This is a genomic window from Methylobacterium crusticola, assembly GCF_003574465.1.
In the GTDB taxonomy this organism is placed as follows: domain Bacteria; phylum Pseudomonadota; class Alphaproteobacteria; order Rhizobiales; family Beijerinckiaceae; genus Methylobacterium; species Methylobacterium crusticola.
On the sequence record NZ_QOWC01000159.1, the window covers coordinates 1 to 19,635 of the forward strand.

The following is a 19,635-nucleotide window of genomic DNA, read 5'->3' on the forward strand; positions in this document are numbered from 1 at the left end:
GCCGCGGCGCGGCGCCGGCACTTCCTGGCGGCCGCCCGGGAGACCGCCCGCCCGGCCGGCCGCGGGGAGCCGGCGGCGCCCTGAGGCGCGGCCGCGGCCTCCCTCGCTACTCCGCCGCCTTCATGTAGCTCTCCACCGGCGGGCAGGCGCAGACGAGGTTGCGGTCGCCGTAGGCGTTGTCGACCCGGTTGACCGGGGGCCAGTACTTGTCGACCCGGAAGGCGCCGGCCGGGAAGCAGGCCTCCTCGCGGGAATAGGGCCGCTCCCAGGGGCCGACCAAGTCCTCGACCGTGTGGGGGGCGTTCTTGAGCGGGTTGCTGGCCCGGTCCATCCGGCCCTCCTCGATCGCCCGGATCTCCTCGCGGATCGCCAGCATGGCGTCGCAGAAGCGGTCGATCTCGCCCTTGGTCTCGGACTCGGTCGGCTCGATCATCAGCGTGCCGGCCACCGGCCAGCTCATCGTCGGCGGGTGGAAGCCGCAATCGATCAGGCGCTTGGCGATGTCCTCGACGCTGATCCCGGCGCTCTTCATCAGCGGGCGGGCGTCGATGATGCACTCGTGCGCGACCCGGCCGTTCACGCCGGTGTAGAGCACCGCGTAGGCGCCCTCGAGGCGCCGGGCGATGTAGTTGGCGTTGAGGATCGCGATCCGGGTCGCCTGGGTCAGGCCGCGCCCGCCCATCAGCAGGCAGTAGCTCCAGGAGATCGGCAGGATCGAGGCCGAGCCGTAGGGCGCGGCCGAGACCGAGAAGTCCCGCCCGTCCGTCTCCGGGTGGCCGGGCAGGAACGGGATCAGGTGCGCCTTGACGCCGATGGGGCCCATGCCGGGCCCGCCGCCGCCGTGCGGGATGCAGAACGTCTTGTGCAGGTTGATGTGGCCGACGTCGGCCCCGATGTCGCCGGGCCGGGCGAGGCCGACGAGGGCGTTGAGGTTGGCGCCGTCGAGGTAGACCTGGCCGCCGTGGGCGTGGGTGATCGCGCAGAGCTCGCGCACCGCCTCCTCGAACACGCCGTGGGTCGACGGGTAGGTGATCATGCAGGCGGCGAGGTTCGGGCCGTGGGCCTCGGCCTTGTCCCGGAAGTCGGCGACGTCGACGTTGCCGTGCCGGTCGGCGCCGACCACCACGACGGTCATGCCGCACATCTGCGCCGAGGCCGGGTTGGTGCCGTGGGCCGAGGACGGGATCAGGCAGACCGTGCGGTGCCGGTCGCCCCGCGAGAGGTGGTAGGCCCGGATGGCGAGCAGCCCCGCGTACTCGCCCTGCGCCCCCGAGTTCGGCTGCATCGAGATGGCGTCGTAGCCCGTGACCGCGGCGAGCTTCGCCGAGAGGTCGGCGATGAGCTCGGCGTAGCCCTCGGCCTGGTCCCTGGGCGCGAAGGGATGCAGCTCCGAGAATTCCGGCCAGGAGATCGGCAGCATCTCGGCCGTGGCGTTGAGCTTCATGGTGCAGGAGCCCAGCGGGATCATGGCCCGGTCGAGGGCGAGGTCCCGGTCGGCGAGGCGGCGCATGTAGCGCGTCATCTCGCTCTCGGCCCGGTTCATGTGGAAGATCGGGTGCGTGAGGTAGGCCGAGGTGCGGACGAGGTCCCCGGGCAGGCGCGGCTCGGGCCAGGCCTCGTCGTAGCGCAGGTGGTCGCCCCCGAAGGCGCGCCAGACCGCCTCGACGATGTCGGGCCGGGTGCGCTCGTCGAGCGTGATGCCGATGCGGTCGCTGCCGACCTTGCGCAGGTTGACGCCGTTCGCCACCGCGTTCTTGAGGATCACGCCCTGGAACGCCCCGACCTCCACCGTGACGGTGTCGAAGAAGGCCTCCGGGTGCGTCCTGAAGCCGAGCGAGGCCAGGCCCTCGGCGAGGCGGGTCGCGTCGCGGTGGATGCGCATCGCGATGGCCTTGAGGCCGCGGGGGCCGTGGAACACCGCGTACATCGACGCGATGACGGCGAGCAGCACCTGGCTCGTGCAGATGTTCGAGGTCGCCTTCTCGCGGCGGATGTGCTGCTCGCGGGTCTGGAGCGAGAGCCGGTAGGCCCGGTTGCCGCGGGAATCCACCGAGACGCCGACGATGCGCCCCGGCAGCGCCCGCTTGTGGGCGTCGCGGGTCGCCATGTAGGCGGCGTGGGGGCCGCCGTAGCCCATGGGCACGCCGAAGCGCTGCATCGAGCCGACCGCGATGTCGGCGCCCATCTCGCCGGGCGGCTTCAGCAGGGTGAGGGCGAGGGGGTCGGCCGCCATCACGGCGACCGCGCCGGCCGCGTGCAGGCGCGCGATCACGTCCGTGTAGTCGTGGAGGGCGCCGCGCACGCCCGGGTACTGGAAGATCGCCCCGAACACGCGGGCCGGGTCGAGATCGGTGAAGGGGTCGCCGACGACGATCTCCCAGCCGAGCGGCTCGGCCCGGGTCCGCAGGACCGCGAGGGTCTGGGGCAGGCACTCGGCATCGACGAAGAACGCCTCGGCCCCCGCGGAAGCGATCCGGCGGGCCATGCCCATGGCCTCGGCCGCCGCGGTCGCCTCGTCGAGCAGGGAGGCGTTGGCGATGTCGAGGCCCGTGAGGTCGCTCACGGCGGTCTGGTAGTTCAGCAGCGCCTCGAGCCGGCCCTGGCTGATCTCGGGCTGGTAGGGCGAGTAGGCCGTGTACCAGGCCGGGTTCTCGAAGATGTTGCGCTGGATCGCCGGCGGCATGGTGGTGCCGTGGTAGCCCTGGCCGATCAGCGAGGTCAGGAGCCGGTTCTTGTTGGCGGTGGCCCGCAGGCGCTCGATCGCCCGGCGCTCGGACAGGGCGACCCCGAAATCGATGCGCTCGGCCTGGCGAATGCCCTCCGGGATGGTCTCGTCGATCAGCGCGTGCAGGGTCGGGGCGCCGACGGTCTCCAGCATCCGGGCGATCTCGTCGACCGAGGGCCCGATGTGGCGGCGATTGGCGAAGTCGTAGGGGTCGTACTTGTCCGCGGGCATCTGTCGTCCGTCTCCTCGGGCCGCGCTCGTCGGGGAGGCCCTGCTGCGTCGGGGCCGCGGGCCTCAGGCCACGAAGGCCCGGTAGGCCGCCTCGTCCATCAGGCCGTCGAGCTGGCCCGCATCGGCGACGCGCATCCGGTAGAGCCAGCCGGCGCCCTGCGGATCGGTGCCGATCGTGGCGGGGTCCTGCACCGCGGCCTCGTTCACCTCCGTCACCTCGCCGTCGAGGGGCGCGTAGACGTCGGAGGCGGCCTTGACCGATTCGACCACCGCGGCGGCGGCGCCCCGGGTCAGGCGCGCGCCGACCTTCGGCAGCTCGACGAAGACGAGGTCGCCGAGCTGCTCGGCGGCGTGGTCGGTGATGCCGACCGTCGCGACCTCCCCGTCGAGGCGCAGCCACTCGTGCTCGTCGGTGTATTTCAGCATCGCTGTCTCCTTCAGGTGCGCTTGAAGCCGGCGGGGCGGAACGGCAGGCCCGCGACCGCGACGGGGAGGCGCTGGCCGCGGACCTCGGCGAAGAGCCGCGTGCCGGGCACCGCGAGGGCCGCCGGCAGGTAGCCCATCGCCACGGGCGCCTCCAGGCTCGGCCCGAAGCCGCCCGAGGTCACGGCGCCGACCGGCTCGGCCGCGGCCTCGTCGGGAAACAGCGCGGCGCCGGCCCGCACCGGGGTGCGGCCCTCCGGCCGCAGGCCGACCCGCAGGCGCGCCGGCCCCTCGGCGATCTCCTGCAGGATGCGGGCCGCGCCCGGGAAGCCGCCCTCGCGGGCGCCGCCGCGGCGGCGCACCTTCGGGATCGCCCAGGCGAGGCCGGCCTCGGCCGGCGTGGTGCCGGGGTCGATGTCCGAGCCGTGCAGGCAGAGGCCCGCCTCGAGCCGCAGGGAATCGCGGGCGCCGAGGCCCGCCGGCCGCACGCCCGCGTCGGCGAGGAGCGCGCGCGTGAAGGCCACGGCCGCATCGGCCGGCAGCGCGATCTCGAACCCGTCCTCGCCGGTGTAGCCGGAGCGGACCACGACCGCCTCGCGGGCCGCCTCCCCGTCCCCGACCGTCACCCGGCGCGCATCCATGAAGCGCATGGCGCCGGCCTCCGGCACGAGCCGGGCCAGCGCCGCCTCCGCCCCCGGCCCCTGGAGGGCGATCAGCGCCCGGTCCAGCGCCTCGACCTCGCAATCCTGCCCGACCGCGTCGAGGAGGTGGGCGAGGTCGGAGGCCTTGTTGGCGGCGTTGACCACGAGCAGGTAGTGGTCGCCGAGATGGGCGAGCATCAGGTCGTCCAGGATGCCGCCGGCCTGGCTCGTGAGCAGCCCGTAGCGCTGGCGCCCGGGGGCGAGGCCGAGGACGTCGACCGGCAGCACGGTCTCGAGCGCCCGGGCGGCGTCCGCCATGGCGCCGGAGCGCGGCCGGACCGCGATCTGCCCCATGTGGGAGACATCGAACAGGCCCGCCGCCTGCCGGGTGTGCAGGTGCTCCTTGAGGAGGCCGAGCGGGTATTGCAGCGGCATCGCGTAGCCGGCGAAGGGCACCATCCGGGCGCCCGCGTCCCGGTGCAGCCCGTGGAGCGGCGTCTCGCGCAGGCTCGGCACGGCGGCCGTGTCGACACTCATCCGGGAGGCTCCCTCGCGCAGGGCGGGCGCAGGGCAGCCGGCCTCCTCGCGCCCGCGCCGGAACGGCGGCGGGTCGCCCCGATGGAGGTCGGCCCCGCACGGCCCGACTTCGGGCGCGACACTAGTTCAACGGCCGGGCGGGCGCCATCCCGGAGCGTGCGGCCCGCGTCACGAGGGAGCAGCGCGGGGCCCGCCCGCCGATTCCTTTTGCGAAACGCCCGCGCGCCGGGGCACATGGTGCACCATCCGTGGCGACGCCGCGCCGCGTGCCGGCGCGGCGCAAGGGAGGAGAGACCCGATGAGCGCCAGCGCCAAGCCGATCCCGGCCGGCTCCCCGCCGGTGAACGAGAACCAGCCCCAGGCCGCCCAGATCCAGGCCGCCCACGCCCAGGCCCCCCAGCCCGGGGGCCAGCCCATCCTCGGGCCCCGCGGCGTGGCCGACCCCGACCCGGCCGAGACCGCCGACTGGCTCGCCTCCCTCGAATCCGTCCTGCGCCACGGCGGCGCGGCCCGGGCGCGCTTCCTCCTCGACCGCCTGGAGCAGAAGGCGCGCGAGATCGGCATCGTCGAGGAGGCGCCGCCCTACTCGCCCTACCGCAACACCATCCCGCTCGAGAAGCAGCCGCCCTATCCGGGCGACCTCGCGGTCGAGGAGCGCCTGACCTCGATCATGCGCTGGAACGCGCTCGCCATGGTGGTGCGGGCCAACATGGCCTACGGCGAGCTCGGCGGCCACGTCGCGAGCTACGCCTCGGCGGCCGAGATCTTCGAGCTCGGCTTCAACCACTTCTTCCGGGCCGGCGACGCGAGCGGCGCGGGCGCCGACCTCGTGTTCTTCCAGCCCCACTCGGCCCCCGGCGTCTACGCCCGGGCCTTCCTGGAGGGGCGCCTCTCGGAGACCAACCTCCGGCACTACCGGCAGGAGATCGCCGGCGAGGGCCTGTGCTCCTACCCCCATCCCTGGCTGATGCCGGATTTCTGGCAGGTGCCGACGGGCTCGATGGGCATCGGGCCGATCAACGCGATCTACCAGGCGCGCTTCATGCGCTACCTCGCGGACCGCGGCCTCGCCGACACGGCCGGCCGGCACGTCTGGGGCGTGTTCGGCGACGGCGAGATGGACGAGCCCGAATCCATCGGCGCCCTCACCCTGGCGGCGCGGGAGAAGCTCGACAACCTGACCTTCGTGATCAACTGCAACCTGCAGCGCCTCGACGGGCCGGTGCGCGGCAACGGCCAGATCATCCAGGAGCTCGAGAGCGTCTTTCGCGGCGCCGGCTGGAACGTCGTCAAGGTGCTGTGGGGCTCGGAGTGGGACGCGATCTTCGCCCGCGACACCAACCACGCCCTCCTGCGCCGCTTCGCCGCCACGGTGGACGGCAAGTACCAGACCCTCGGGGCCAAGGACGGCGCCTACAACCTCGCCCACTTCTTCGGCGAGGACGAGGAGGTGCGCGCGCTCGTGGCCCACATGTCGGATTCCGACGTCGACCGGCTCAAGCGCGGCGGCCACGACTTCCGCAAGCTGTTCGCGGCCTTCGCGGCCGCCAAGGCCACGAAGGACCGCCCGACCGTGATCCTGGCCAAGACCAAGAAGGGCTACGGCATGGGCGGGGCGGGCGAGTCGCGCATGACCGCCCACCAGGCCAAGAAGCTCGACGTCGAGGCCCTGAAGGCGTTCCGGGACCGCTTCGCGCTGCCGCTCACCGACGCGGAGGTGGAGCGCCTCGACTTCTGCAAGCCCGAGGAGGGGAGCCGCGAGCTCACCTACCTGCGGGAGCGGCGCGAGGCCCTCGGCGGCGTCCTGCCGCGCCGGCGCCGCAGCGCGCCGCACGTCGCGGTGCCGCCGCTCCCGAGCTACGCCGCCTTCGCGCTCGAGGCGGACGGCAAGGAGATGTCGACCACGACGGCGGCGGTGCGGCTGTTCGGCAACCTGATCAAGACCAAGGAGCTCGGGCCGCGCATCGTGCCGATCGTCGCCGACGAGGCCCGCACCTTCGGCATGGCGAACCTGTTCCGGCAGGTCGGCATCTACTCGCCGGTCGGCCAGCTCTACGAGCCGGAGGATGCCGGCTCGATGCTCTACTACAAGGAGGCGAAGGACGGGCAGCTCCTGGAGGAGGGCATCACGGAGGCGGGCGCGATCTCGTCCTGGGCCGCGGCCGCGACGTCCTACAGCGTCCACGGCCTCGCGATGCTGCCGTTCTACATCTACTACTCGATGTTCGGCTTCCAGCGCGTCGGCGACCTGATCTGGGCCGCCGCCGACCAGCGCGCCCGCGGGTTCCTGATCGGCGCCACCGCCGGCCGCACGACGCTCGGCGGCGAGGGGCTCCAGCACCAGGACGGCTCCAGCCACCTGATCGCCTCGACGATCCCGAACTGCCGCGCCTACGACCCGGCCTTCGCCTACGAGATGGCGGTGATCCTCGACCACGGCGCCCGCGCCATGATGGAGCGGGACGAGGACACCTTCTACTACGTCACGGCCATGAACGAGTCCTACGCCCAGCCCTCGATGCCGGAGGGCGCGCGCGAGGGCATCATCCGGGGGATGTACCGGTTCGCCGGCTACGGGGCGGGCGAGCCGGCCGTGCGGCTCCTCGGCTCCGGCGCGATCCTGCCGGAGGTGATCGCGGCGGCGCGCCTCCTGGCGGAGGAGTGGGGCGTGGCCTGCGAGGTCCACAGCGTCACGAGCTTCAGCGAGCTCGCCCGCGACGCCCGGGCGGCCGAGCGCGCCGCGATGCTCAACCCCGGCGCGCCGGCCGCCAGGAGCCTCGTGGCGGAGGCCCTCGCCGGGCCCGCGCCGGTGATCGCCGCCACCGACTACGTCCGGGCCTACCCGCAGCTCATCGCCGCCTCGGTGCCGGCCCGGTTCGTGGCCCTCGGCACCGACGGCTTCGGGCGCAGCGACACCCGCAGCGCGCTGCGGGCGTTCTTCGAGGTCGACCGGCACCACGTCGCGGTGGCGGCGCTCTCGGCCCTCGCCGACGAGGGGAGCCTCGACCGGGCCCGGGTGGCCGAGGCCATCGCCCGCTACGGCCTGCGCCCCGACGCCCCGGCCCCCTGGACGGTGTGACGGCCCCCCGGGCCGCCCCGGGGCCCCGCCACCGGGACCCGGGACGGCCGCGCCCCTCAGTAGGTCGCCGCCAGGTAGTCGGTGATGGCTAGGGCGTCGGTCTCGTCGACCGGGGCGCCGTAGACCTTGATCATCTTGGTGACCTCGGCGGCCCAGAAGGCGCGGCCCTGGCGCGGGGGCTGGGTCGCGATGTAGTCGGCCGAGTGGCAGGCGGCGCAGTTCGCCCGCGCGACGTCGGCGCCGGGCCCGTCCCGGAAGGCGGCCTGCGCCTCGGGCAGGGGATAGCTCACGGGCGCCGCCCAGGCGGCGGCCGTGAGGGCGGCGAGGAGGGCGAGGAGGGCCGATCCGGCGATCCGCAGCATCGCTGTCCTCATGCCGCGCGCAGCCGGGTGGTCTCGACCACGTTGCGCAGGTAGCCGGCCGGGTTCCAGAGCGCCGCGTCCGGCTGCGACTGCCCGTTCCGGTTGATCGCCCGCACCTTCACCCGGTGGTCGCCGGGCGGCAGGGTCAGGGAGGCCTGCCAGGTCCGGAAGGCGTAGCGGCCGAGGTCCGGGCCGAGGCTCGCCCCGGCCCAGCTGCGACCGCCGTCGCCCGACACCAGCACCTCCGCGATGCCGGCGCCGCCGTCGAAGGCGATGCCCCGCAGGACGGCCGCGCGGTTCGCCGCGACGGCGGCCCCGTCCGCGAGATTGGTGACGAAGGAGCGCACCGGGAGGCGGTTGATCGGCACGGTGGCGGTGGGCGCCGCGCCGGGCTCGGTGCAGGCGCACGGGTTGGCGGGGATGCGGTAGGCCGACTTCATCCAGAAGCCGTCGTAGACGCCGTCGACGACCGTGACGGCGTCGAGGTGCTTGACCCAGTAGGTGCCGTAATGGCCCGGCACCACGAGGCGGACCGGGTAGCCGTTGAGGAAGGGCAGGTCCTGGCCGTTCATCGCGTAGGCCAGCATCACCTCGCCGTCGCGGGCGTGGTCGATGTCGAGCGCCTTGACGAAGTCGGGCGTGGCCTCGACGACGGGCTGGTCGAGCCCCCCGAAGGTGACCTGCCGGGCGCCGGCCCGCACGCCGGCCCGCTCGAGCACCGCCCGCAAGGGGACGCCGCGCCAGCGGGCGTTGCCCATGGCGCCGTTGCCGAGCTGCCCCCCGGCGACCCGCGGCTCGGAGAAGCCGCGGCTGTTGCCCGAGCACTGGTTGACGGCCGTGATCTCGACCGGCTCGAAGGCCTTGAGGTCGGCCAGGGACAGGGACAGGGGCCGCTCGACCTTGCCGGCGACGGCGATCCGGTGGGCGTCGCCGTCGATCTCCTCCGGCAGGCCCGCCAGGTGGTAGCGCACGAAGAAGGCGTCGTTGGGGGTGATCGCGCCCTCGTCGAACACCGCGAACGGGGTCTCGAGCTGGGGCGGGCGCGCGGTCTGGAGGATCATCGGCCGCTTGCCCGGGTAGCGCACGAGCGGCCGCTCGCCGTTGGCGAAGGGCAGCCGGACCTCCTCCGCCAGGGCCCGGGACGCGGGCCCGGCGGCCAGCAGCCCGGCGCCGGCGGCGCGCAGGAGCTGCCGGCGGTTCCAGTTCGTCTCGCGCATCGGACCATCCTCCCTGGGGCGTCGCGCCATCTCACGCCGGGGCGGCCCCGGACGCAAGGGCATCCGCCGCGGCCGGGCCCCGGCGGGGGGCGACGGGAGGCCCCTCAGGGGATGCCGAGGCCGTACACGAGCGCCAGGCTGATCAGGAGCAGGACCAGGAGCGAGGCGGTCACCGCCAGGGTGACCCGGGCGCCGACGCGGGCCACCACCCGCACGTCGACCCCGAGCCCGAGCGCCGCCATCGAGACCACCGTCAGCAGGCCGGCGCCCCGGGTCAGCGGGCCGAGGGCCGGGTCCGGCACGAGCCCGAGCGAGCGGGCCGCGGCCAGCACCAGGAAGCCGAGGATGAACCAGGGCACCAGCTTGAAGAAGCCGGGCCGCCCGGCCGCCCCGGCCTCAGCCCCCCGCAGGCGCGGCGCCAGGAGCGAGAGGCCCAGGACCACGGGGCCGAGCATCAGCACCCGCACCAGCTTGACGAGGGTGCCGACCTGCGTGCTGACGAGGCTGACCGGCACGGTGGCGGCGAGCACCTGGGGCACCGCGTAGACGGTGAGGCCGGCGAGCACGCCGTACTGGACAGGCGAGACGCCGAGGAGCGGGATCAGCAGGGGCAGCCCCAGCACCACCAGCACGCCCAGGATGGCCGTGAAGGCGATCGAGGAGGCGACGTCGTCGCCGCTCGCGCCGATCACCGGCGCGACCGCCGCGATGGCGGAGTTGCCGCAGATGGCGTTGCCGCAGGCGATCAGGATCGAGATCCGGGCCGGCAGCCCGAGCAGGCGGGCGATGCCGCAGCTCGCCGCGAGGGTCAGCGCCACCGTGGCGACGATGCCGCCGAGGAGGGCCGGGCCGGAGGCGACGAGCGCCGCGAGGCTGATCGAGGCGCCGAGCAGCATCACGGCGACCTCGAGGAGCTGCTTGGCGCTGAACGCGATGCCGACGCGCCAGCGCGGCCCCGGCTCCCAGGCCGAGCGGATCGCGATGCCCATCAGGATCGCGATCACCAGCGCCTCGACGTAGGGGTGGTGGACGACCCGCTCCTCCAGGGCCTGGACGAGGCTCGCCGCCGCCGTGACGGCGACGCAGAGGGCGAATCCGGGCAGCCGCGCCGCCGCATACCGGCCTAAGGCCGCCGCCCGCCCCATCGTGCTCCCCGTCCGCGCGCCGGCGCCCGCCAAGGCACTAGAGCCCGCGGGACGAGGCGTCCAGATCGTTCGGGGAGGCCCCCAAGCCCGCGGCCCGGCTCAGGACGGTGCGGGCGGGGTCTGAGCGCTCAGCGCACCAGGGGCTCGGCGCTCGCTGCGAGCCGCGCGGGGGCGTGCGGCCTGAAGGCGGTGCTGGGATCGAAGAAGACGCCCCGCGCGGTGATCAGGCCGGCCGCCAGGACCCAGAACACGACGAGGCCGACCCTGCGGCGCATCCAGGCGCCGCGGCGGCGCCCGCCCGCGGAATCCTGAGAGACGGATTCGGCAGAAACGCAGTCCCGGCCCGGGGAGGCGCCCGGCCGGGGCTGTAGATCCAGGCGCTCGCCGAACGGATCGAAGATGGCAGGGCGCATGACCGGACCTTGAGACCGTTGACCCGGGGACGCGCGCCGGGCCGTCTTAGATAGGTCGCGGACCTCGTCGCCATCAATAGGCGACGTTTTCGTTTTTACGCCGTCAGGGAGATAGGTATTGCTGCGTCAGCGTCATCTAGAAGAAGATTTTTCTTAAACCTGATCCCTGCCGCTGCGGCGGGCGGGCCGCGCGATCAGGCGGGCCGGGGCGCGGCCCGCGCTGGGGCGCCGGCGGAGCTCCGGAACACGAGCCCTGGAAGCCAAGCCCTGGAACCCGAGACTTGCAATCCAAGCCCCGGAACCCCAAGCTCATGGCATGTTGCCCCGGCCCCGGCCCCGCTCCATTCCGCAGGGTCATGCAAGCATCGATCCGGGGCCCTGCGGTCCCGCAAGCAAAGCCATGGCAGAGACAGCGACCCTTGCGCCATCATGCGCGCACCCGCCGCGCCGAGGCGCCGCGCGACGCCGGCGCGGCCCGGCCCCGCGGCGGCGGGCGGCCGGCGCGAAAGCCTGCCGCCCGTGAGCGACCCGCTCGCCTTCTCGTCCGGCGAGTTCATGAGGCTGCTGGAGGGGTTCGGCCTCACCGGCACCTGGGGCTGGCGCTTCCGCACCGGTGAGCAGGTCTGGTCGCCCGGCCTCTACCGCATCCTGGGCCTGCCGGAGAGCGTCGAGGCGGATTACGCCCTGCTCCTGAGCCTCGTCCATCCCGACGACCGGGACACCCTCGAGGACGTCGCCCAGGTGGTGCAGGGGGGCGTCATCGGCGAGCACACGGTCCGCATCATCCGTCCCGACGGACGGATGCGGGCGGTGGTCAGCCGCGGGGAGGTGTACTTCAGCCCGGACGGACAGCCGACCTCCGCGGCGGGCGTGGTCATCGACGCCACCGACCGGGAGCGGCTCGTCGAGATCCAGCGGGCCGAGCAGCAGCGGCGCCTCGCCCTCTCGCGGCAGGCGCAGGTCTTCATCTACACCGAGACCGTGGTCCCGTTCCTCGAGTTCGGGCCGGAATTCCTGGCGCTGACGGGCCTGCGGCGCGAGGACCTGCGGGAGGACTGGGTCGCGCCGGCGATCCCGGAGGAGCATGCGCGCTGGCGCCAGGAGGTGCCGCGGCTGTACGCGGCCGGCAAGCCCTACAGCGTCACGCCGACCCTGCGCATCGCGGGCGGCGGCCGGGCGCCCTTCCGGATGACCCTGGTGCCGCTGCGCGACGCCGCGGGCGCCATCGAGAGCTGGACCCTCGTGGTCGCGCCCCTGTCGGCGAACCTGTCGGCGGACGCGCAGAACCCCGTCCGGCGGGGCCTCGACCAGGCGGTCGAGGGCCGCCACCTGCGCGCCGCCCGGGGGCTCCTCGACTGGACCCTGAACGACCTCGCCCAGGCGAGCGGCCTGTCGCTGTCGACCGTCCGGCGCCTGGAGGAGGACGCGGAGGGCGCGGGCTCCCGCAGCCGCCCCATCGTCCTCGCCACCCTGCGCTCGGCCGGCATCCTGTTCACGCTCATCGACGGCAACACCGTCGCGGTCGCCCGGGTGCGGTGAGGGGCCGGCCCCCCGGGCTCACCCGACCCGGAAGACGCTCAGGGCGACGTGGTCGGGGGCGCGGGCGCCCGTCGCGAGGAACAGGCTGGCGGCCATCCAGGCGAGGCGGGGCGCGGCGGTCTCGAAGCGCGGCACGGTGCGGAAGTAGATCAGGGCCGGGTCGACCGGCTCGCCCCGCCGGATCCGCTCCAGCGCCTCCGCGGGCCCGAAGCGCAGGCCGGTGTTCTCGACGTAGACCCGGGCGCCGTCCTCGGCCTCGATCACGTAGCGGGCGTGCAGGTGCGTGAGCCCGTCGGCCGCGATGGTCTGGTAGTCGGCCCCGCCGGCCAGCACCCGGCCGCGGAGCGCCGGCCCGGACACGCGCCCGCCCGTGATGGCGATCACCCGCCGGGCGCCCGAGGCCGTGAGCCCCACCTCGCAGGGCGCCGCGACCGCGATCTCGGCGTCGAAGACGTGCTCGAGGGTCGGGACGGGCAGGGTCGCGCTCATCGGGTCGGGCTCATCGGGTCGCGCTCCGTGGCGTCGTGGTTGCGGGGGTCGCGGGTGCCGCGGTGCGAGGGCCCCGCCGGCGCGGGCGCCTGGGCCCGCGCCCGCGCAGGCTCAGCGCGCCGGCAGGCCCAGGATGTCCCGGGCTTCCGAAGGCGTCGTCGGCTCGTGGCCGAGCTCCGCGATGATCCGCACCGTGCGGGCGACGAGCTGCTCGTTCGTCGCGAGCTGGCCCCGGGCGTAGTAGTTGTTGTCCTCGAGCCCGACACGGACGTGGCCGCCGAGCAGGATCGCCTGCGTGGTCGCGGGCAGCTGCGCCGGGCCGATGCCGGAGACGCAGAAGATCGATTGCGGCGGCAGCATCCGGATCATCGCCGCCAGGATGTCGTGCGAGTACGGCATGGCGCCCTGGAAGCCCTTGTCGGCGCCCAGCACCATGTTGATGTAGTAGGGCGGCTTGTCGTAGCCCTTCTCGATCAGCCGGGTGACGTCCTGCAGGATGTGCTGGGGGCCGAACACCTCCCATTCCGGCTTGATGCCGCGCTCCTGCATGCGCCTGGCCAGGGCCTCGCAGCGCGACGGGGTGGTGATGACGCAGATCTCGCGCCCGCCATGCACGTCGGCGAAGGTCATGCCGTCGAAGGTCGCCATCTCGGCGCCGGCGTCGCAGCCCTTCAGCCGCTCCTCGAAGCTCGACTCGAACAGCCCGTCGGGCCGCTCCACCAGCATGTCGCCGGACGAGCCGCCGCCGGTCGAGTTGTTGATGACGATGTCGCAGCGCTCGCCGATCAGCCCGTTGATGCGCCGATAGATCCCGGCGTTGCAGGTCGCCGCGTCGTCGGGGCGCCGCGCGTGCAGGGCCGCGATGGCGGCGCCCTCCTTCCAGGACGCGTGCACCGACGCGGCGATCTCCTCGGGCTGGGTCGGCAGGTTGGGGTTCTGCGCCTTCGAGGCCATCCCGCCCGTGGGCGCCACCGTCACGATCACCTTGGCCATTGTCTGTCCTCCCGGGTTGAAAACCGTCTCACGGCAGGTCGGGCGCCTCGCGCTTGCGCCGGACCAGGTCGATCAGGATGGCGTCGCGCTGCGCCACCATGGCGTCCGCGTCGCGCCCGGCGAGCGCCTCGCCGAGGCCCGCCACGAGGGCCGCCTTCAGCTCCGGCGTCAGGCGCGGCGCGCCGAGGTCGGCCCACATCGCCTCCATCAGCGGGCCGAGATGGTCGAGGGTGTGGGCGAGCCCGCCCGCGCCGCCGGAGAGGTGGTTGAGCAGGCACGGCCCCATGAGCGCCCAGCGCAGGCCCGGCCCGTGGGCGATGGCCGCGTCGATGTCGGAGACCGTCGCGGCCCCCGTGCCGATGAGGTGGAACGCCTCCCGCCAGAGCGCCGCCTGGAGGCGGTTGGCGACGTGCCCGACGAGCTCGCGCCTGAGCCGGATCGGCCGCTTGCCGAGGGCGGCGTAGAAGGCCGTCGCGGCCTCGAGCGCGCCCTCGTGCGTCCGCTCGCCCCCGAGCACCTCGACCAGTGGCACGAGGTGGGGCGGGTTGAAGGGATGGCCGAGCAGCACCCGGCCCGGGTGCCGGCAGGCCTCCTGGATCGCGCTCGGCATCAGTCCCGACGAGCTCGTCGCCAGCACCACGTCGGGCGGGGCGGCGGCGTCGAGGCGGGCGAAGGTCGCGCGCTTGACCTCGAGGCGCTCCGGCCCGTTCTCCTGCACGAAGTCGGCCCCCTCGGCGGCCGCCTCGGGCTCGGCCACGAAGCGCAGGCGCTCGGGCGACGCGCCCTCCGACAGGCCGATGCCGGCCAGGGCCGTCCAGTGCCGGGCCACCGCGGCGCGCAGGCGCGCCTCGGCGCCGGGGGCGGGGTCGCTCGCCACGACGTCGAGCCCCCGCGCCAGGAACTGCGACGCCCACGACGCCCCGATCACGCCGCAGCCGATCACCGCCACCCGGCGGATCGCCGTGCGGTAGCCGCCGGCCGGCTCGCTCGCGTCCATCATCGCGACGCCCTCCCTGGTCCGGATCTGGTTCCCGGTGCATCTGCCCGATTGACCCGGCGAGATAGTTATATCACATTACAAACGACGTTTGGCAATCCGGCGCGAACAGGCCGGACGTGAAAATCGGGAGGACGCGCCATGCCGGAGGACCTGTCGGGCTTGGGGGGCGAGGCGCTGCGCGTCGCGCGCCGGGACGCGGTCGCCATCGTCACGCTGTGCCGGCCGGCCAAGCGCAACGCCCTCGACGACGGCATGATCCTCGGCCTGGAGCGGATCGCCCGCAACCTGCCCGACGACGTGGGAGCGCTGGTGATCGCCGCGGAGGGCGATCATTTCTGCGCCGGGCTCGACCTCGCGGAGCTGACGCAGCGGGACGCGCCGGCCGGCATGCTGCACTCGCGGATGTGGCACCGGGCCTTCCAGGAAATCGAGTTCGGCCGCGTGCCCGTGGTGGCGGCGCTCAAGGGCGCGGTGATCGGCGGCGGGCTCGAGCTCGCGCTCTCGGCCCACCTGCGGGTGGCCGAGCCGTCCGCCTTCTACGCCCTGCCGGAGGGCCAGCGCGGCATCTTCGTGGGCGGCGGCGCCTCGGTGCGGCTGCCGCGGCTGATCGGGGTGTCGCGGATGCGCGACATGATGCTGACCGGCCGGGTCCACGACGCCGAGAGCGGGGAGCGCCTCGGGATCTCGCACTACCTCGCGGCGGCGGGCGAGGGCCTGGAGACCGCGATCCGCCTCGCCGCCCGGGCGGCCGAGAACGCGCCGCTCACCAACTACGCCCTGATCCACGCCCTGCCGCGCATCGCCGAGGCGGACCCGGCCACCGGCTACCTGACGGAGGCGCTGATGACGGCCGTGGCCCAGAGCGACGCGGAGGCCAAGCGCCGGCTCGCCGAGTTCCTGGAGGGGCGCGCGAGGAAGGTGCGGCGCGAGTAGGCGCGGCAGTCCCCCCTCCCCCAGCCGCGGCGCGGGACCCGCCGCGGCTGGGGGCGCTGAGCCCGCGCGGTCGCCGGGGCCCCTTCCCGGCGCGGCCGGGCCCGATCAACCGTCCCCGGGCGGGACGCCCCGCCCCGGGGTGGCGCGCCCCGCATGCGCCGAACCCGACGCTTCCCAAGCCGGCGCGAAGTCCGGTTCGACACCGCCAGAGACCATCGGAGGAACTCCCCCATGAAACGCCCGACCACGACACGCCCGACCTCGACCCGCCCGAGCGCCGCCCGCCGGATCGCCCCGGCCCTCGCGGCGCTCCTCGCCCTCGCCCTGCCGGCCCGCGCGGCGGAGCGGCCGGTGCGGATCGGGGTGCTCAACGACATGTCGGGGCCCTACGCCGACTACCAGGGCCAGGGCTCGGTCATCGCCGCCCAGCTCGCCATCGAGGATTTCGGCGCCGGGGCCGGCCGGCCGGTCGAACTCGTCTCCGCCGACCACCAGAACAAGACCGACATCGGCGCCGCCATCGCGCGGCGCTGGTACGACCAGGACGGCGTCGACCTGATCGTGGACGTGCCGAACTCGGCCGTGGCGCTCGCGGTCGCGAACCTGGCGCGGGAGAAGAACAAGGTCTTCATCGGCTCGGGCGCCGGCACGGCGGAGCTCACCGGGCGGCAATGCTCGCCCAACACGGTGCACTGGACCTACGACACCTGGTCCCTCGGGCACGGCCTCGCCAAGGCCCTGGTGGCGCAGGGCGCCAGGAGCTGGTTCTTCCTCACCGCCGACTACACCTTCGGCAAAGACCTGGAGGGGAGCGCCGCCGAGGAGGTCAAGGCCGCGGGCGGCAGCCTGAAGGGCGCGGCCCGCCACCCGCTCGGCTCCAGCGACTTCTCGTCGTTCCTGCTCCAGGCCCAGGCCTCGGGCGCGGACGTGATCGGGCTGGCGAATGCCGGCGACGACACCTCGAACGCCCTCAAGCAGGCGGCGGAGTTCGGCATCGCGCCGGGCCAGCGCCTGGCCGGGCTGATCCTCAACATCACCAACATGCCCTCCCTCGGCCTGAAGGCGACGCAGGGTGTCTACATCCTCACGCCCTACTACTGGGACCTCACCGACGGCACCCGGGCCTTCGCCCGGCGCTACGCCGAGCGCCACCCCCGCCACGCCATGCCGAACGACATGCAGGCGGGCGTCTACTCGGCGGTGGAGCACTACCTCAAGGTGCTCGCGGGCGTGAAGGAGGCGGGCGACGGCCGGGCGGTGGTGGCCGCCATGAAGGCCCTGCCGACGGACGACCCGATCTTCGGGCCCGGCGAGATCCGCGCCGACGGGCGCAAGGTCCACCCGATGTACCTCCTCGCCACCAAGACGCCCGCCGAGAGCAGGGGCGGCTGGGACTACTTCAAGCCGGTCCGGACCGTGCCGGCGGGCGAGGCCTGGCGCCCCCTCGCGGACGGCGGCTGCCCGCTCGTGAAGGGCTGAGCGCCATGGCCGCGAGCCTCCCGCGCCCCGGCGCCCACGCCTTCGCCGCCCGGCCGGACGGCAGCCTGCTCGTCACCGCGACGACCCCGCTCCCGCCCTACCCGGAGCGCCTGACCGCGCATCTCGTCCGGCACGCCGCCGAGAGCCCGGACCGCACCTTCCTGGCCCGGCGCCGCGGGGGCGGCGACTGGGAGCGGCTCACCTACGGGGAGGCCCTGGCGCGGGTCGAGCGCCTCGGCGCCGCCCTCGTCGCGCGCGGCCTCTCGGCCGAGCGGCCCCTGATGATCCTGTCGGGCAACAGCCTCGCGCACGCCCTGCTGTCGCTCGCCGCCCTGCACGTGGGGGCGGCGGTGGCGCCGGTCTCGCCCGCCTACTCCACCGTGTCGCAGGACCATGCCCGGCTGCGGGCGATCGTGGAGCTCCTCACCCCCGGCCTCGTCTTCGCGGACGAGGGCCGGGCCTACGCGCGCGCCATCGCGGCGGCGGTGCCGGCGGGCACCGAGGTGGCGGTCGGCGACCGCGCCGAGATCGGGCGGCCCGCGACGCGGCTCGGCGACCTCGCGGCGGGCTGGCCCGTGGCGGGCGAACCCGCGGCGGGCGCGCCCGCGGTGGCCCGGGCGCACGCGGCGGTCGGCCCGGACACGGTGGCCAAGCTCCTGTTCACCTCGGGCTCCACGGGCGTGCCGAAGGCGGTGATCAACACCCACCGGATGCTGGCGGCCAACCAGGCGATGCTGGCGGCCCGCTTCCCCGTGCTGGCCGAGGAGCCGCCCGTGATGGTGGACTGGCTGCCCTGGCACCACACCTTCGGGGGCAACCACAACTTCAACCTGGTGCTGGCGAACGGCGGCACGCTCTACATCGACGAGGGCCGCCCGACGCCGGCGGCCATCCACGAGACCGTCCGCACCCTGCGGGAGGTCGCCCCGACCCTCTACCTCACGGTGCCGAAGGGCTTCGAGGCCCTGGTGCCGCACCTGCGGGCCGACCGCGCCCTGCGGGAGACCTTCTTCAGCCGGCTCAGGATGACGTTCTTCGCCGCGTCCGGCCTGCCGCAGCCGGTCTGGGACGCCATCGACGCCCTCGCCCTCGACACGATCGGCCGGCGGGTGCCGATGATCACCGGCCTCGGCGCGACCGAGACCGCGCCGCTCGCCCTCGTCACCGACGACCGTCCCGGACGCGCCGGCCAGGTCGGCCTGCCGGCGGCGGGCGTCGCCCTGAAGGTGGCGCCCGTCGGCGCCAAGCGCGAGGCCCGGGTGCGCGGTCCCAACGTCACGCCGGGCTACTGGCGCCGGCCCGGCCTGACCGCCGCGGCCTTCGACGAGGAGGGCTTCTACCGCCTGGGCGACGCCCTGGTGCCGGTCGATCCCGACGACCCGCAGGCGGGCTTCGCCTTCGACGGGCGCCTGAACGAGGATTTCAAGCTCACCACCGGCATCTGGGTCAGCGTCGGCCCCCTGCGGGCGGCGTTCCTCGACGCCTTCCAGCCGCTCGTGCGCGACGTCGCGATCGCGGGCGAGGGCCGGGACGAGGTCGCCGCCCTGGTGTTCCCGGACCTCGCCGCCTGCCGCGACCTCTGCGGGGCGCCCGGCGACGACGGGGCCGTCCTCGCCCACCCGGCGGTGCGGGGCGCGTTCGCGGCCCGCCTCGCGGCCTTCGCCCGGGGGGCCACCGGCTCCTCGAACCGCGTCGCCCGCCTGCTGCTGCTCGCCGAGCCGCCCGCCCTCGACCGCGACGAGGTCACCGACAAGGGCTCGATCAACCAGCGCGGCGTGCTGCGCGGCCGGGCCGAGGCCGTCGCGCTGCTCTACGCCGAGCCCTTCGCGCCCGCCCTCGTCACCCCGGAGCCCGCATGACCCCGCTCGAGGACCGCGAGGGCTTCAGCGTCGCGCGGGCGCTGACGATCGAGTGGGGCCATTGCGACCCCGCCGGCATCGTCTTCAACCCGCGCTTCTTCGAGTTCTTCGACTGGTCGACGGCCCTGCTGTGCGAGGCCGCGACCGGGCTGGACAAGCCCGCCATGCTGGCCGCCTACGACCTGATCGGCATCCCGCTGGTGGATACCGGCGCCCGCTTCCTCAAGCCGTCGCGCTACGGCGACCGGGTCGAGATCGTCTCGACGGTGGTCGAGGTCGGGCGCTCGAGCTTCGCGGTGCGCCACCGCCTCCACAACGACGGGGCGCTCGCGGTCGAGGGCCGCGAGCGCCGGGTCTGGGCCGGGCGCCACCCGGACGACCGGACCCGGATGAAGGCCGCGCCGATCCCGGAGGACTTGGCGCGGCGCCTGCGCGGGGCGTGACGCGGCGCGCCCCGCGCGGGCGCCCGGGCCCGGGCGGCGCGAACGGCCGGGGGCGGCCCGTCCGCGTCGCCCGGGCGCGGTCCCGCCCCGGCCTACCGCAGGAGCTGGAGGATGCCCTGCTGGGCCT

General features: G+C 74.6%; 16 protein-coding genes. 6 read left to right on the top strand and 10 right to left on the bottom strand.

Translation table 11 applies throughout. The annotated features are described in order from the left end of the window. Window positions 1-106 precede the first annotated feature (106 nt). From gcvP to gcvT, 3 genes are all read right to left on the bottom strand, one after another. The gene (gcvP, locus tag DT057_RS27550; protein WP_128565288.1) at window positions 107-2,956 is read right to left on the bottom strand and encodes an aminomethyl-transferring glycine dehydrogenase; all 2,850 of its coding nucleotides are present in this window, start codon (window positions 2,954-2,956) and stop codon (window positions 107-109) included. 63 nt (window positions 2,957-3,019) lie between these two features. After that, window positions 3,020-3,382: a glycine cleavage system protein GcvH gene (gcvH, locus tag DT057_RS27555; RefSeq protein WP_128565289.1), complete on the bottom strand. Its 363-nt coding sequence runs from the start codon at window positions 3,380-3,382 to the stop codon at window positions 3,020-3,022. Between the two features lie 11 nt (window positions 3,383-3,393). Beyond that, window positions 3,394-4,557 carry a glycine cleavage system aminomethyltransferase GcvT gene (gene gcvT / locus DT057_RS27560; RefSeq protein WP_128565290.1) on the bottom strand — a complete coding sequence of 388 codons (1,164 nt, stop codon included), beginning with the start codon at window positions 4,555-4,557 and terminating at the stop codon, window positions 3,394-3,396. Window positions 4,558-4,855: 298 nt separating this feature from the next. On the opposite strand from gcvT, the gene mdeB reads away from it, so the two are divergent. Continuing rightward, entirely contained in the window at window positions 4,856-7,636 is a 2,781-nt protein-coding gene (mdeB, locus tag DT057_RS27565) for an alpha-ketoglutarate dehydrogenase (protein WP_128565291.1), read from the top strand. 56 nt (window positions 7,637-7,692) lie between these two features. Here mdeB and sorB read toward each other — a convergent pair whose 3' ends face one another. The 4 genes from sorB to DT057_RS35660 all read right to left on the bottom strand — a co-directional run bounded on the left by sorB (window position 7,693) and on the right by DT057_RS35660 (window position 10,635). Beyond that, a complete protein-coding gene (sorB, locus tag DT057_RS27570) occupies window positions 7,693-7,998 on the bottom strand; it encodes a SorB family sulfite dehydrogenase c-type cytochrome subunit (protein WP_128565292.1) in 306 nt (101 codons plus the stop codon). Window positions 7,999-8,006: 8 nt separating this feature from the next. After that, a complete protein-coding gene (gene sorA / locus DT057_RS27575; protein WP_128565293.1) occupies window positions 8,007-9,215 on the bottom strand; it encodes a SorA family sulfite dehydrogenase catalytic subunit in 1,209 nt (402 codons plus the stop codon). Between the two features lie 104 nt (window positions 9,216-9,319). After that, window positions 9,320-10,360, bottom strand: a complete 1,041-nt coding sequence (locus tag DT057_RS27580) for a YeiH family protein (RefSeq protein WP_128565294.1) — start codon at window positions 10,358-10,360, stop codon at window positions 9,320-9,322. Between the two features lie 128 nt (window positions 10,361-10,488). After that, window positions 10,489-10,635, bottom strand: a complete 147-nt coding sequence (locus DT057_RS35660; protein WP_162501526.1) for a hypothetical protein — start codon at window positions 10,633-10,635, stop codon at window positions 10,489-10,491. 657 nt (window positions 10,636-11,292) lie between these two features. On the opposite strand from DT057_RS35660, the gene DT057_RS37305 reads away from it, so the two are divergent. Then, complete coding sequence (locus tag DT057_RS37305) at window positions 11,293-12,312, top strand: PAS domain-containing protein (protein WP_162501527.1); 1,020 nt, start codon at window positions 11,293-11,295, stop codon at window positions 12,310-12,312. An 18-nt stretch (window positions 12,313-12,330) separates the two neighbouring features. Here the strand turns inward: DT057_RS37305 and DT057_RS27590 are convergent, their stop codons facing one another. The 3 genes from DT057_RS27590 to DT057_RS27600 form a co-directional block, all read right to left on the bottom strand. Beyond that, on the bottom strand, window positions 12,331-12,801 hold the full coding sequence (locus DT057_RS27590; protein ID WP_128565296.1) for a DUF3237 domain-containing protein: 471 nt from the start codon (window positions 12,799-12,801) through the stop codon (window positions 12,331-12,333). 111 nt (window positions 12,802-12,912) lie between these two features. Next, the gene (locus DT057_RS27595; RefSeq protein ID WP_128565297.1) at window positions 12,913-13,794 is read right to left on the bottom strand and encodes a beta-keto acid cleavage family enzyme; all 882 of its coding nucleotides are present in this window, start codon (window positions 13,792-13,794) and stop codon (window positions 12,913-12,915) included. Window positions 13,795-13,822: 28 nt separating this feature from the next. Beyond that, window positions 13,823-14,794 (bottom strand): 3-hydroxyacyl-CoA dehydrogenase NAD-binding domain-containing protein, encoded by a 972-nt coding sequence (locus tag DT057_RS27600; protein ID WP_162501528.1) that lies wholly within the window; start codon window positions 14,792-14,794, stop codon window positions 13,823-13,825. Window positions 14,795-14,932: 138 nt separating this feature from the next. Between DT057_RS27600 and DT057_RS27605 the strand changes: the two genes are divergently transcribed. The 4 genes from DT057_RS27605 to DT057_RS27620 all read left to right on the top strand — a co-directional run bounded on the left by DT057_RS27605 (window position 14,933) and on the right by DT057_RS27620 (window position 19,508). Beyond that, a complete protein-coding gene (locus DT057_RS27605) occupies window positions 14,933-15,727 on the top strand; it encodes a crotonase/enoyl-CoA hydratase family protein (protein WP_128565298.1) in 795 nt (264 codons plus the stop codon). Between the two features lie 231 nt (window positions 15,728-15,958). Next, a complete protein-coding gene (locus tag DT057_RS27610; protein WP_128565299.1) occupies window positions 15,959-17,206 on the top strand; it encodes an ABC transporter substrate-binding protein in 1,248 nt (415 codons plus the stop codon). 5 nt (window positions 17,207-17,211) lie between these two features. Then, window positions 17,212-19,065 (top strand): feruloyl-CoA synthase, encoded by a 1,854-nt coding sequence (locus DT057_RS27615; protein WP_128565300.1) that lies wholly within the window; start codon window positions 17,212-17,214, stop codon window positions 19,063-19,065. Further along, complete coding sequence (locus DT057_RS27620; protein ID WP_128565301.1) at window positions 19,062-19,508, top strand: acyl-CoA thioesterase; 447 nt, start codon at window positions 19,062-19,064, stop codon at window positions 19,506-19,508. The genes DT057_RS27615 and DT057_RS27620 overlap by 4 nt, the downstream gene beginning before the upstream one ends. Window positions 19,509-19,635 lie beyond the last annotated feature (127 nt).